The sequence below is a fragment of the Escherichia sp. 10290 genome (assembly GCF_030295155.1).
In the GTDB taxonomy this organism is placed as follows: domain Bacteria; phylum Pseudomonadota; class Gammaproteobacteria; order Enterobacterales; family Enterobacteriaceae; genus Escherichia; species Escherichia coli_F.
This window is the reverse complement of sequence record NZ_AP025741.1, coordinates 2250248-2263922: the sequence shown is the minus strand read 5'-3', so window position 1 is coordinate 2263922 and position 13675 is coordinate 2250248. Positions and strand designations below refer to the sequence as shown.

The window sequence follows — 13675 nt, the reverse complement described above, 5'->3', positions numbered from 1 at the left end:
TCCCCGAGTATGAAACTTATTCAACCTCTTCACAGACATCCTGAATTAATCGCCGCATAATATCTTTCCTTAACAAAAACTTTTGTATTTTACCTGATGCAGTACGTGGTAATTTCTCTGTTACCACAATATGTTCAGGATATTTATATTTTGCTACCCGTTTACGGCTAAAAAAAGCCACTATGTCTTCCAGCGATATTGAATGATGCGGCGCTTTCAGCACGACATAAGCGCATGAACGTTCACCTAAACGTTCATCGGGCATCGCAACCACACAGGCATCATGAATTTTAGGATGCTGTAATAAAATATCTTCCACTTCACGACTGCTAATATTTTCCCCGCCGCGGACAATAATATCTTTCTTGCGCCCGGTTATTTTTATATAGCCAGCTTCATCCATTCGGCAGAGATCGCCGCTGTAATACCAGCCTTCTTCATCCAGCGCACGGGCGGTTAATTCCGGTTCATCAAAATAACCCATAAACACATTGGGACCACGCGAAGCCTCTTCACCTACACAACCAGGCGGTAAGGTCTTGCGTGCATCATCGACCACTTTAATCTCTACGCCTGCGGCAGCGTAACCATCGGTGTTCATAAAGCGCGACAAAGGATCGTCGAGATTTACCACCGCATGCGGCGAACTTTCTGTGGAACCATAAACACTTAATAATTTAATGCCGCGTTGTTGGCATTCACGCGCCACCTTTTTGGGGATCGTGGTGCCGCCGCAAAGAAAGAAGCGTAGTGCAGAAAGGTCTGCGGGCTGTTTCTCCAGTAAATTCAAAAGGTCATAGACAAACGGTGTTGCGCCGAGCATGCAGGTACACCGTTGCTGCTCAAGTAGCAAAAGACAGGCTTCCGGGGTAAAGATATCTAACAACACGCTGCGAGCGCCAATTAAAAATGGTGCCGTTACGCCATGCAGAAAGCCCGTTGCGTGACCGAGTGGTGCAGGCATCATAAAGACATCCTGCCAGGTCAGGTTCAGCCGCGCGCAATATGCCCGCTCACTGGCGAGAATATTGTTATGCGTTAGCATCACGCCCTTTGGCTGCCCCTCAGTTCCGGAGGTAAATAGCACTGCTGCTAATTCATCGCCGTGGGTCGTTATCGCCGTAGTCAGTGGGGTATTGTCGGCGAGAATCTGACTTAATGAGAGGGACGAGGTGGCGGGAGCCAGTTTGTCCACGCCGACAATTTGTTGTAGTTGTGGAAGCTGATTTTGCAGCGGCAGGATTAAATCTACCGGACGCGTTTGTTTAAACAACGTCGGTGCAAAGAACATTTTTGCCTGACACTTATTGAGCACCCACACCAGTTCTGCTTCCCGCCAGGAAGGTAACAGCGGCACGGAAACCGCACCGGTTTTCAGGCAGGCAAGATAGATAACGGTAAATTCACACCAGCCTGGCAGTTGAAATGCGATGCGATCCCCTGATTCAATACCCTTCGCCAGCATCCAGTTTGCCAGACAGCTCGCGGCATGATCGAGCTCGCTATAGGTGTACGATGCACCATGATTATCGACCACGGCAATTTTATCTGGCATCGCACGAGCGGTCTGCTGCCAGTAATCGGCCAGCGAAGCATCGCCCCATAATCCTTGCTGACGATACGCCGCACGACGTTGTTCGTTAAACGTTAATGTCACTTTCATTTTGGACTCTCGAAACAGAACATCAGGCCCGAGATACGGGCCTGTGGGATGCATGATTAGCCGTAGCGAAAATCAATACCGAAGGTGCCTGCGGGATATTGCCACTGTTCGAGAATCGTATTGCCACACAACACCCGACAGGTGCCGCATTCGAGACAACCGGCGGAATCAAAATGTATGTTTCCTGCGTCATCCTGCTTATACAGTCCGGCAGGGCAAGCTTTCATTAATTTACGGAATTCATTGATATCGGGATTTGCCGCCAGAATGATATGCGGGTGACCCTCATCAACATGGAATTTATTGACACCTAATTTGATGTCGACGTTAACCGTAGCGTTCTGGCTCATAGCGCGGTTGCTCCCTTAATGCCATCTTTCAGCAAGTTGATCAGCCCAATTTTCTTCGCGTGTCCCATGATCATTTTGCGTACCGGCTGGTTTGGTTTGCCGTCGATGGTGAACATATCGTTCATGATGTCGGCGACCATTCGTGGGTATTGGCTAAACAGGCGCGGGTTTTCCATCAGCGCCGGGATCTTGCGGAAATGCTGCATATCGCGCATAACACAACTTTGTTCCAGCTCACGTTTGTATTGCGCCAGGCTGCTGGCGGAGAAGTCAGCGCGTTCTTTAGCGGCAATCACTGTTGTGGCGGCAGCCTGGGCCGATGCGATGGCTAAATCCATTCCGCGAACCGTAAAGCCCAGATTGAGGCAGAAACCTGCGGCATCACCGACGATCATCACGCCCTCATTAACCAGCTGCGGCACCATCGCCAGACCGCCTTCCGGTACCATGTGCGCGGAATATTCAAGCAGTTTGCCGCCGCTAATCAGTGAGCGAATGGCGGGGTGTTGTTTAAAATCTTCCAGCATTTGCGGCACGCTTTTTTTTGCATGGGCGATATCACCCAATCCACAAACCAGCCCCAACGATACGGAATCCTTGTTGGTATAGAGGAATCCGCCGCCCATCAGGCCGTCAGAAGGGGAACCGGCAAACAGCCAGGCGGCACCTTCCTCGCCCATAACATTAAAGCGATCGTTGATTTGCTCTGGTGTAAGACCAATAATCTCTTTAACACCAACTGCGTAATGATGCGGATCGGAAGCGGGAACCATTCCCAGCGAGCGGCCAAGCATTGAGTTAACGCCATCAGCCAGAATCACCACATTCGCTTCAAGAACATCATCCCCGGCCTGAACGCCAGTGACCTTATTTCCTTCACGAACCAGCGCATCGACACGAACGCCCGGGATAAACTGCGCGCCAGCCTGTTCGGCTTGTTCCATCAACCACGGGTCCAGACGATTACGCAATACGGTATAAGACGCGTGTTGCGGAACATCTGGTTGCTCGCGGTGAAAATCGAGGGTAACGGCACTCTCTTCGGTTAAGAAGGAGATTTTCTCGCGTGTGACCTTGCGTTCTACCGGCGCTGATGCTGCAAAGCCTGGAATAATCGCTTCAAGTGTGTGGGCATAAAGACGCCCGCCGGTCATGTTTTTACATCCGGCACTGTCGCCGCGTTCTATCACCAGGACATCCAGCCCGGCTCGCGCCATGACCAGTGCGGCAACGCTACCGGCAACGCCCGCACCGACCACAATGGCATCAAATTTGTCATCCGACATGCGTTATGCTCCCTTCCCGCTGCATTTACAGCGGGAGATGTGGTTGAAAGGGGAATTAGCGGCTCAACTGGCTAATCAGGGCAGGGACGACTTTGTAAATATCGCCCACCAGGCCGTAGTCGGCATAATTGAAGATTGGCGCGTTTTTATCTTTATTGATGGCGACAATCACTTTTGCGCCGTTGCCGCCAACCATATGTTGGATCTGCCCGGAGATCCCCAGCGTCAGGTAGAGATCGGATTTCAGCAACACGCCGGAGACACCGATATAACGTTCACGCTCCATCCAGTTCTCGCCTTCGGCAATTGGACGTGAACAGCCGACTTCAGCATTCAGCACCGCCGCCAGTTCGTGGACCATTTTCAGGTCATCCTGCGCCGCCAGACCGCGACCGACGCCAACCACACGTTTTGCTTTGCTCAGGTCCACGCTGCTTGCCGCTTTCGCTCGGCGTTCGCGACAGAGAATTTCATGACGCGGGGCAACATAAGGTACCGTTTCTGTCGGGCACTGATGAGAGATATCACTGGTGCACGGTTCCTGAACACCGGGTGCAAGGGTAATGATCGCCAGCGGGCTGTTGATCTTTTCCTGAGCGAACGCTAACCCGCCATACATCCGGTGTTCGGCGCAAATGTGACCATCGACAATATCCACCGCCGTGGCATCGTTCACCAGCGCCGCATTCAGTTGCACACTTAACCGTGCTGCCAGAGCTTTACCACGTTTCGTCGCGGCCAGCAGCAACATAGCGGGGTGTTTATCTTTCAGCAGGGCAGCAATGCTTTCGGCGTAATTTTCAGTACGTTGCAGCGCGTCGTTTTGCTCAAGAACATAAATACATTTTGGCCCATAAGGCATAACTGCCTGCGCCTGGTCGGTATTTTGTACAATGGCATACACCTGTTGGCCCCATTGCTGCGCGCCGCCAAACAGTTCAGCATAACGTTCAGGATTATCGCTAAAGACCCAGACGCTGTTTAATTGACTCATCGTTTCTTCTCCGTAGGCTTCAGTTCAGGGCTTTCTTCAGATGTTCCGCCAGCTCGGCAATGGCCTCCGGCGAATCGTTATCGAGAATGATGTGCTTACGTTCTGTTTGCGGCGGTACGCGAATGCCGGTCAGTTCAGCAAGTGGCGTGCTCTGGCTCCAGCCAATATCACTTGCCTGCCACTGATTTACCGGTTTTTTACCCGCGCCGAGAATGGCTTTCATCGAAGGAATGCGTGGCATGTTAATATCGGAGGTGACGCAGAGCACGGCTGGAACAGAGAGCTCAATAACTTCAACATCATCTTCAAGCGTGCGTTCAATCACCAGTGTATTGCCCTGACGCTGAATAGCACTCACTGCATTAATCACCGGAAGTTGCAGAATTTCTCCGACCAGCAAGCCAACCTGCTGGGCATAAAGGTCGCCGGAACCTTCACCAAAGATCAGTAAATCGAAGCCGATCTTTTCAACTGCTGCCGCCAGCGCCTTTGCGGTATCGAGAGGCAGTGCATGTTCAAGTTGCGCATCCTGCACCAAATACAGGCTATGCGGCCCGCGGGATAGCACGTCTTTGCGCACTTTCGAGTTCTGCAACAATGAGCCGCCAATGGTCAGCGCGGCTATCTCATCGTCATCTGTTGCAATCTGGCTTGCAGCTTCAATGGCATTGAGATCGAACTGGCTGATTTTGGCGTCGGCATTGTCGAAATTCAGGGTATATTCTGGAGTGACAACAATGTCCTGTTCTTCAGGCACCAGCTTAAAGCAGGTTATTATTTTCATGATTTCTCCTGTGAGTCGCATACGGAACCATCTCCGATGGAAGGTAAAAATGGCCTGAAAATAGTGTGCGATAGCGGTGCGGGGTTTTCGACGGAGCAAGCTGTTTTCCTTGCCAACAATCTTGCAAAAAAAATGCGATCGCTAAAACAAAAGTGCAATTTGCGGCAATGTTGTTATTCCATGACCGTACAATCTTGCATTCAGTGTAAATAATCTTGTTTAGCTCTCGCTAAACGCGGTTGTATAACCGCAATACACGCCGTATTTTATCCGGCATATATTGTTTTTGCTTGCTCATGGAATAGGGAGGTTGTCATGTATCAACGCTGTTTTGATAACGCCAGCGAAACGCTGTTTGTCGCCGGTAAAACGCCACGGCTTTCACGTTTTGCATTTAGCGATGATCCAAAATGGGAGTCCGGACATCACGTTCATGACAATGAAACCGAGTTGATTTACGTCAAGAAAGGGGTAGCAAGGTTTACCATCGATTCTTCGTTATATGTCGCGCATGCCGATGACATTGTGGTGATAGAACGTGGCAGGTTGCATGCGGTGGCCTCTGACGTTAACGATCCAGCAACGACGTGTACCTGTGCGCTGTACGGCTTTCAGTTTCAGGGGACTGAGGAAAATCAGCTACTGCAACCGCATTCTTGCCCGGTCATTGCCGCAGGGCAGGGAAAAGAAGTCATTAAAACCTTATTTAATGAGCTAAGTGTGATTTTGCCGCAAAGTAAAAATAGCCAAACATCTTCGTTATGGGACGCATTTGCCTATACGTTAGTAATTCTTTACTACGAAAACTTTAAAAATGCTTATCGTTCGGAGCAGGGATATATTAAAAAAGATGTTCTGATAAAAGATATTCTTTTCTATCTGAATAATAATTATCGCGAAAAAATCACTTTAGAGCAGTTATCGAAAAAATTTCGTGCCAGCGTCAGTTATATCTGCCATGAATTTACCAAAGAGTATCGTATTTCCCCTATTAACTATGTTATTCAACGGCGTATGACGGAAGCGAAATGGTCACTCACTAATACTGAATTATCACAGGCAGAGATCTCCTGGCGTGTGGGTTATGAAAATGTCGATCACTTTGCCAAACTGTTTTTGCGCCATGTCGGCTGTTCGCCCAGCGATTACCGCAGGCAATTTAAAAACTGTTTTGCGGAACAAGAAATCTTATCTGAATTTCCTCAACCGGTAAGTCTTGCCGGATAAATCTGGCGGCGCAGTTTGTTAAGAAGCTGCGCCGCCTGCAGATTATTTGTTCTGATAATCTTTCAGGATCTGCCGACCCGCTACGTAAATCATAATTTCGTCTGTACCGCCGCCGATACGTTCACAACGGACATCACGCCAGAAGCGAGAGACGCGCGCCTCATCGGTATAGCCCAGACCGCCCATGATTTGAATCGCATCATCAATGACTTCCATTGCGGTACGTGCGCAGTACAGTTTTGCCAGCGCCGCGCTGGTGCGCAGTGACTGATGCTGATCGGCTTGCCATGCCACTTTCAACACCATGTTGCGCATGTTGTCGATCTTAATCGCCATCAGCGCCAGTTTTTCCTGAATCATCTGGTTATGACCAATGGGCTTACCAAAAGCGATACGTTGGTTGGCATAGCGGGCGGCATCTTCGAATGCGCATTCGGCAAAGCCGGTGCTGCGCGCGGCGTTGATCAGGCGCTCCATCTCAAAGTTGTACATCACATTGAGGAAACCCATTCCTTCTTCGCCCACCATGTCGCTCTCTTCAACTTCCACGTTGTTGAGATAGACTTCGCAGGTGCTGAGCATATGCCAGCCGATTTTATGCAGCGGGTTAATCTTAATGCCGGGCTTACTGGAGTCGACCCACCACAGGGTGAAGGCTTTTTTGGGATCTTTCGGTTCTGGATCGCGCGCCAGCACCAGCATATACGGGTACTCTTTCGCGCCGGTAATAAAGGTTTTCTGGCCGTTGATGTAAACCTTGCCATTTTTACGCGTGTAAGTGGTAGTAGCACTGTTATTGTCTGAGCCTGCGCCTGGTTCCGTCAACGCCAGGGCATAGGCGGGATCACCCGTTTCCAGGGTGCTCTCTGCCGTTTTACGTAGCTGCTCAGCAGAACCGAAACGGCGCATGCTGTGAATACATTGACCGTTGGTAATCAAAAATGCCGGAGCACCGCATTTTGACACTTCCATCAGCGCCAGCATTTGGGTGACGTAATCCGCAGGGATACCACCAAATTCTTCCGGCACGCCAAGCATTGAAATACCGTTATCCGCCAGTGCCCGCATAAACTCACGCGGGTATGTCCCGTTTTGATCGCAGGTGCGGAAATACTCTTCCGGAAAGTTGGTCGTAATCAACTCGCGAATACTGGCCAGCAGCAGTTCTTGTTCTTCAGTTAAAGAAAAATCCATCATTATACTCCTGTTAATGAGCCGCTTCAGGCAGGACAAAACCCATCGCCGCATCGATAAATAATCTTTCGTCCATCAGTTTGAGTTCTGGCGAAATCACTGGGGTGAAATCCATTTTGTCGAGAATATCTTTTTGTAAATCGACGCCAGGAGCGATTTCGATTAAATGCAGGCCGTCTTCTTTTAGCGTGAATACGGCGCGCTCAGTGATATAACGAACATCCAGTCCTCGCTCGAGAGCGATTTTTCCGCTGAAAGTAATTTCCGGTAGTTCCTGAATAAATTTCTTCACCCGTCCTTCCTGGACGATATTTAATTTGCCGTCGGCAATTTCTGTTTTTAAACTGCCCGCAGTTAATGTGCCGCAGAAAATGATTTTCTTCGAAGTGGCACTGATATCAATAAATCCACCGGTGCCCATGATTTTACCATTGAATTTATGCACGCCGACGTTACCGTGCTGGTCGACTTCAGCAAAACTCAAATAACAAACATCCAGACCGCCACCGTGATAAAAATCAAACTGGGACGTCATATCCAGAATGGCACGGGTATTCACGTTCGCGCCAAAGGCGATCCCCTGTGAAGTAATACCGCCAATTGGGCCTGTTTCTACCGTCAGAATAAAGTCATCAGCACAACCTTCTTCCCGGGCGACCAGGCCAATGCCGTCAGCAATACCGACGCCGACATTCCCCACCGCGCCTTTGCGCATTTCGAATAATGCGCGCCGTGCAACTAATTTACGTTGGTTTAGGGGTAGGCTAAGTTTGGTGCTGTCATCAAGGGTGAAGTCACCAGAAATAAAGCGGTTAACCGGCGCACCGCCATACAGTTGGGTTTGATCCGGATCGACTACCACAATATCCACCAGATAACCCGGAATACGGACAGATTTAGGATGCAGCGTGGCTTTCTTAACCATCTTCTGCACCTGCATCATCACAATACCGCCGTTATTGTGCACCGCCTGAGCAATAACCAATGCGTCGAGATACATCACCTCATCTTCAAAGGTGGCGTAGCCTTCGCTGTCGCAGGTGGTGGCGCGAATAAAGGCGATATCCGGCGCAATCGCTTTGTAATAGAGATATTCTTTGTTATCAAACTCGACCAGTTTAATCAGGTCTTCTTTAGTGACTTCATTCAGTTTGCCGCCTTGCTGGCGTGGATCGACAAATGTTCCGATGCCAATATCACTAATAATACCAGGCTGGTGGGCTGCGGCGGCGCGTAAGGTTTGTGTAAGTACACCTTGTGGATAGTTATAAGCAATAATTTTATTTTGTTCTGCGAGATCAGAAATACGCGGCGATTGTCCCCAGTGACCGCATAATGCCCATTTCACCAGACCTTCTTGTGCCAGCGGACTAATACCACGGTCGGCGCGATCGCCAAGCCCTGTTGGACTAATAATCGATAAATTACGTGGTGTTTGAGTCTGTTTATATTTATCAGCAAGAGCAGTAATTAACGTGGTGGCTTCCAGAATACCGCCGCCAGCGCCTAACACACAAAGTGTTGCTTCGTCGGGAATATAATTCACCGCTTCCTGTGCCGACAGGACCGGCACTCGTCCATTAATACGAGGTGGTTTTACAGGTTTCATTGTTAATTCCTGATTCAGGTGTAATTTTCCCTACGCCAGATGGAGAATTAGAGCGCAGAGACTCACGAAATATTTTTATTAAATACGGTTGAATATATTTTTTTAGTTCGGCGGGGGAGGGTATTCCCGCCGAAATATTATTGCTTATGCCTGATGTAAAATAGTTAATACCGTGCGCAAATCATTTACCGAGATTTGCCCTGGCGCAGAGGCTTTTTTTACCGCACCAAAAGTTGCCGCCGACCCAAATACTTCACCAGCCAGACGAGAAATTACGCCAGTTTTTGCCATCGACATCGTGATGATTGGACGATCGGCATACTGCTCCTGCATCTCCAGGGTCGCGGCAAGCAACGTCAGCACATCGCTGGTACTTTGCGGCATCAGCGCAATCTTAGGAATATCGGCGTCGAAGGACTGCATTTTACGCAGACGGGCAATGATTTCTTCGGCTTCCGGCGTTTTATGGAAGTCATGGTTGGACATGACAACTTTCACATCATGCGCGTGGGCGTAGGCGACGGTTTCTTTAACTTGATCATCACCGGTAAATAACTCCAGATCGATCATATCAACCAGGCCGCTGTCGATGGCTGCACGATTGAGTGCAATATAAGCCTCGGTGGAAATCGCCTGCTCGCCGCCTTCTTTGGCACTGCGGAAGGTAAACAGCAGCGGTTTTTCTGGCATGGTTTCACGGAGAATTTTTGCCGCTGCCATGACAGACTCCACATTGGATAGGTCGGCATAGTGGTCAACACGCCATTCCAGAATATCAAAGTCCGCTTCACGATAGGCGAGAGCTTCGGATTTCACGCTGGCGATATCTTTCGCCATCAGCGAGACGATGATTTTAGGTGCGCCCGTACCAATGACGAGATCTTTTACAGTTACGGTTTTCATTTTTTACCCTTTCTGCACGCGGTCAGCCTGTCAGGCACCGAACCCCATGACCTGTTTAACATATTCCAGAGGGAAATCTTTGCCAGTCCATAACGTGAACTGTTCAGCCCCTTGCCACAACAACATGCCGTATCCATCAATCGTTTTGCAACCAGCTTGTTGCGCCTGCTGCAATAACTTCGTCATATGCGGGTTATACACGCATTCAGTGACCAGAAGTCCCGGATGTAACAGACTGATATCATTAACCAATGATTCATTCTCAAGGGGTTTCATGCCCACTTTTGTGCCATTGGTTAAAATGTCGGCGGAAGCCAGGGCTTCAGCAAAGGCTTGCTGATCGGCGAGATCGGTAACCGTGACGACACAATCGGTGTTTTCGTTAACCCGCTGCGCGAAGGCGAGGGCTTTATCGAAGAACTCATCCCGACGGTTAAAGAGTTTAATTTCTTTTAAACCTTCAATTGCCCCCTGCGCGCCAATTGCCGTTGAGGCACCTCCGGCCCCTAACAGCACCATCGTTTTGCCTTTGATATCAAAACCGCTCTCTTTAATGGCGCGAATATGGCCCGTGCCGTCGGTGTTATAGCCACGCAGATAGCCATCATCATTTACGATGGTGTTGATGGCACCCACCAGTTTGGCTGCTGGCGTTAATTCATCAACATATTCACACGCCAGTTGTTTGTTCGGCATTGATACACCAGTTCCGCGCATTTTGAGGGCTTTTAATCCTTCAATTGCTCCGGGAAAACTATCGTTATCCACTTCAAAGGCCATATAGGTAAATGGCAATCCCGCTTTTTCTAAGGCTTTGTTCTGCATTTCGGGCGATAAACTGTGGCGGATGGGATAGGCCATCAACCCAATCAATTCGTATTTTGCGGTAACATCCATAATTAACTCCTTTAACCTCTATGCTTAATTGTGTTTAACCGGGTGCTAAATTTATGCTCGCCAAACCGCACATCATTTTCAGGAATAATGAAAACGCGGTAATAGCGGATAAAAACAATAATTGCGGTAATCAGGGCCAGCAGCGCGAAAGTAAAATCGAGAACAATGATATATTGCAGGCCGATGTTCGACAGATAACCGGTAATCAGCGGAATAACAAAGTTAGCCAGTCCACCCATCATCATATATATACTGGTGACTTTGGCTTTGCTTTTGGGGAAAAACTCTGACATGACCGAAACGCCGAGCTGTAAAATGCCGCCAGCTGCTGAGAAACCGATAACAAAGGCTCCGGCATTACACACCAGTGGAGAAGGGTACAGGTAGATAATGGCAGCTGTTATTGTTGCCAGTGCAGAGTTAAATACATTAGCCCAGATGGGCCGGACCATTTTTTTCAGCAGTGCGGCAAAAATAAAGACACAGACCAGCGAACCCATACTGTAATAAGAGATGGTTTTTAATGCCTCAGCTTCTGACATACCAGCAAAAGCCATCGCATATTTGGGCATCCACACCACAATCACATAAAAGGTCGAGAATGCGGCTACACCGAACAGTACCGATGAAACACCTTCCAGCCAGACTAACGGTTTGCTGTTCATTTGCGGTAATTCATTAGCTACGCTGGCGTCCACCAACTGGCTGGGGAATTTGCTTTTCAACAGCATCAGCGTGATCAGTACAAACAGAATACCCGGAATAATCAGCCCATAGCCGTACCAGATATTATTGAGCAACATATAGCTCACCAGCATTGGGTAGAACATTTGCCCGAATGACACCATCGCTTTAACCAGTATGACTGCCGAACCAGAGGCTTTCGGAAAGCATTCCATGAGCGCAGGGTAGCCACCCGTATCCAGCGCTGAGTTAGCGATACCTACGCACACTGCCAGACAGTAGGCGAGAGTTAAATTCGGGCAAGCGGGAATACCAAAGAAGAATAGCAGATACATTATTACTGCCATTAATATCACCGCCCGACGACCAAACTTATCGGAGATCACACCGAAGAATAAAATACTGATCAATCGCCCCAAACCGATACCGGAAATTAAATAGGCAATGCCCGCGTTGTCAGTGGAAAACTTTTCTGCCAGAGATGACATATTTTGGGCAAGCGTAATAACACTAATGCCGTGCAGAAAATAGCTGAAGTAAATACAAAGAACAGCCAGGATAAATGGCGTGCTGAAAGCCTTATTTTGAGACATTTTCACAGCTCCTTGCTGAAAGATTATTTCGTTACCGTACGTATTGTTCTCCGACGGTTTACATAATTACTATACTGAAGATGATTTTCCCTGGGTACATGGCATAAAGTTTATGTTTCCAGGAATATTGCATGTCATAGTTTGTTTTTGATCGCGATTTTCCTTAGTTAGCGCAGAAAGAGTTATTTATCCGTAAGATCTTGCATGACCTGAAAAGAATATTGCATTACCCACCCGGAGCGACATTTTCCTTTAGCGAGTTATGCTGCGTTTCTTTGCGGCTGCGTAAGCCGATAAACAGTGCCAGTAAAAAACCGATGGCAGCGATGGCGGTATCGAACCACATAATATCGGCAATACTTCTTTGGGACAGATGAGCCGTAATCAACGGAATAGTAAAGGTCGCAATACTGCCCGCACTGTAATAGATCCCTGTAGCTTTACCTTTAGCGTAGGGGAAACGTTCAGCCATTAACGTCAGGCCAATTTGCACAACACCTCCAGCAGAGGTAAAACCAATGACAAAAGCAAATATTATCACCACATAAAATGTGGGATGCAGGCAGACGGTAAACAGAGCAATAAATGAGATAAAGGTGTACAGCATCAGTAATGTTGTTGGGCGAACGATATTACGAATGAGTGGAGCGGTAATAAATACACAAAGCAGCGAACCCACGGTGTAGATACTGAGTAGTTTGATCGACATAGTGTATGACATGCCTGCAACAAATTGTCCGTACTGTGCCAGCCACTGGCTAACCAGATAAAAGGTTGCCATTGAGATATAGCCATATAAGGTATAACTGGCTAAATCGATAATTGAACAGCGATGTTCCGTAGAGTTGGTGGCTTTCTCTATGACAGGTAAGCGACGACCCGGATGGGGTGGGAACGTACAACGGTATAAAAACAGAGCATTAATAAACATAATGCCTGCGGCAATCATAAAGGACCAGCCGAACCACAGTTCAGCCCACACTAACAGGCTGATGATTAGCGGTAATAAAAATTGCCCGCTGGAAACAAATGCTTTAATTAAAATATTAGCTGTACCCGGTGAACGTGGAAAAGCTTCCATCAAACTGGGATAGGTGCCTGCATCGAGAAAACTGTTTGCCATTCCCGCCAGAAAGCCCAAACCATAAGCGATAATGATGTTATTGGTGTGCAGGATGCCAAAAAAGAAGGCCATATAGCAGCACATCCCGAGCATGATAAAAGGGCGGCGACCAAAGCGATCGGATAATAATCCTGCAAAAAGCAAGACACTTAATCGACCAATACCCAGCGATGAGATAACTATTGAGACGCCTGCGGCATTAGTCTGCCAAAGCGTCTCCAGCGAGGCCATATTCAGGCTCATCAAAATGACGCCCATACCATGCACCAGGTAATTAAAATACAACCCAAGTGCGGTAGGGAAATAGGGATTTTTCATAGGTTCTACTTAGCAAAGGTGCTTTAAAAAGTGAAGCGATGTTGTCTCAG

General features: G+C 48.4%; 12 protein-coding genes. 1 reads left to right on the top strand and 11 read right to left on the bottom strand.

From position 1 onward, the window contains the following. Positions 1-16 precede the first annotated feature (16 nt). From fadK to QUE74_RS11435, 5 genes are read right to left on the bottom strand one after another with little or no spacing between them, the layout of a single operon-like run. The gene (gene fadK / locus QUE74_RS11455; RefSeq protein ID WP_001354708.1) at positions 17-1663 is read right to left on the bottom strand and encodes a medium-chain fatty-acid--CoA ligase; all 1647 of its coding nucleotides are present in this window, start codon (positions 1661-1663) and stop codon (positions 17-19) included. A 56-nt stretch (positions 1664-1719) separates the two neighbouring features. Continuing rightward, positions 1720-2013 (bottom strand): ferredoxin family protein, encoded by a 294-nt coding sequence (locus tag QUE74_RS11450; protein WP_000081071.1) that lies wholly within the window; start codon positions 2011-2013, stop codon positions 1720-1722. Further along, complete coding sequence (locus tag QUE74_RS11445; protein ID WP_001278510.1) at positions 2010-3299, bottom strand: FAD-dependent oxidoreductase; 1290 nt, start codon at positions 3297-3299, stop codon at positions 2010-2012. The genes QUE74_RS11450 and QUE74_RS11445 overlap by 4 nt, the downstream gene beginning before the upstream one ends. A gap of 55 nt (positions 3300-3354) precedes the next feature. Then, a complete protein-coding gene (locus tag QUE74_RS11440) occupies positions 3355-4293 on the bottom strand; it encodes an electron transfer flavoprotein subunit alpha (protein ID WP_000080696.1) in 939 nt (312 codons plus the stop codon). Positions 4294-4312: 19 nt separating this feature from the next. Further along, entirely contained in the window at positions 4313-5077 is a 765-nt protein-coding gene (locus tag QUE74_RS11435; protein ID WP_000692119.1) for an electron transfer flavoprotein, read from the bottom strand. A gap of 315 nt (positions 5078-5392) precedes the next feature. Between QUE74_RS11435 and QUE74_RS11430 the strand changes: the two genes are divergently transcribed. Then, positions 5393-6304: an AraC family transcriptional regulator gene (locus QUE74_RS11430; RefSeq protein WP_000284811.1), complete on the top strand. Its 912-nt coding sequence runs from the start codon at positions 5393-5395 to the stop codon at positions 6302-6304. Between the two features lie 42 nt (positions 6305-6346). Here the strand turns inward: QUE74_RS11430 and QUE74_RS11425 are convergent, their stop codons facing one another. The 6 genes from QUE74_RS11425 to QUE74_RS11400 form a co-directional block, all read right to left on the bottom strand. Then, on the bottom strand, positions 6347-7498 hold the full coding sequence (locus tag QUE74_RS11425; RefSeq protein WP_000347837.1) for an acyl-CoA dehydrogenase: 1152 nt from the start codon (positions 7496-7498) through the stop codon (positions 6347-6349). Positions 7499-7511: 13 nt separating this feature from the next. Beyond that, the gene (locus QUE74_RS11420; RefSeq protein WP_000805655.1) at positions 7512-9107 is read right to left on the bottom strand and encodes an acyl CoA:acetate/3-ketoacid CoA transferase; all 1596 of its coding nucleotides are present in this window, start codon (positions 9105-9107) and stop codon (positions 7512-7514) included. Between the two features lie 144 nt (positions 9108-9251). After that, positions 9252-10010: a type I 3-dehydroquinate dehydratase gene (aroD, locus tag QUE74_RS11415; RefSeq protein WP_000860201.1), complete on the bottom strand. Its 759-nt coding sequence runs from the start codon at positions 10008-10010 to the stop codon at positions 9252-9254. 30 nt (positions 10011-10040) lie between these two features. Further along, positions 10041-10907 (bottom strand): quinate/shikimate dehydrogenase, encoded by an 867-nt coding sequence (ydiB, locus tag QUE74_RS11410; protein WP_000383469.1) that lies wholly within the window; start codon positions 10905-10907, stop codon positions 10041-10043. Positions 10908-10918: 11 nt separating this feature from the next. Next, complete coding sequence (locus QUE74_RS11405; protein ID WP_001354705.1) at positions 10919-12184, bottom strand: MFS transporter; 1266 nt, start codon at positions 12182-12184, stop codon at positions 10919-10921. 226 nt (positions 12185-12410) lie between these two features. Beyond that, complete coding sequence (locus tag QUE74_RS11400) at positions 12411-13625, bottom strand: MFS transporter (protein WP_000795526.1); 1215 nt, start codon at positions 13623-13625, stop codon at positions 12411-12413. Between the last annotated feature and the right edge of the window lie 50 nt (positions 13626-13675).

Excerpts from the sequence above, each read along its gene's own strand:
- fadK (WP_001354708.1), bottom strand. The coding sequence starts at position 1,663 with ATGAAAGTGACATTAACGTTTAACGAACAACGTCGTGCGGCGTATCGT.
- QUE74_RS11450 (WP_000081071.1), bottom strand. The coding sequence starts at position 2,013 with ATGAGCCAGAACGCTACGGTTAACGTCGACATCAAATTAGGTGTCAAT.
- QUE74_RS11445 (WP_001278510.1), bottom strand. The coding sequence starts at position 3,299 with ATGTCGGATGACAAATTTGATGCCATTGTGGTCGGTGCGGGCGTTGCC.
- QUE74_RS11440 (WP_000080696.1), bottom strand. The coding sequence starts at position 4,293 with ATGAGTCAATTAAACAGCGTCTGGGTCTTTAGCGATAATCCTGAACGT.
- QUE74_RS11435 (WP_000692119.1), bottom strand. The coding sequence starts at position 5,077 with ATGAAAATAATAACCTGCTTTAAGCTGGTGCCTGAAGAACAGGACATT.
- QUE74_RS11430 (WP_000284811.1), top strand. The coding sequence starts at position 5,393 with ATGTATCAACGCTGTTTTGATAACGCCAGCGAAACGCTGTTTGTCGCC.
- QUE74_RS11425 (WP_000347837.1), bottom strand. The coding sequence starts at position 7,498 with ATGGATTTTTCTTTAACTGAAGAACAAGAACTGCTGCTGGCCAGTATT.
- QUE74_RS11420 (WP_000805655.1), bottom strand. The coding sequence starts at position 9,107 with ATGAAACCTGTAAAACCACCTCGTATTAATGGACGAGTGCCGGTCCTG.
- aroD (WP_000860201.1), bottom strand. The coding sequence starts at position 10,010 with ATGAAAACCGTAACTGTAAAAGATCTCGTCATTGGTACGGGCGCACCT.
- ydiB (WP_000383469.1), bottom strand. The coding sequence starts at position 10,907 with ATGGATGTTACCGCAAAATACGAATTGATTGGGTTGATGGCCTATCCC.
- QUE74_RS11405 (WP_001354705.1), bottom strand. The coding sequence starts at position 12,184 with ATGTCTCAAAATAAGGCTTTCAGCACGCCATTTATCCTGGCTGTTCTT.
- QUE74_RS11400 (WP_000795526.1), bottom strand. The coding sequence starts at position 13,625 with ATGAAAAATCCCTATTTCCCTACCGCACTTGGGTTGTATTTTAATTAC.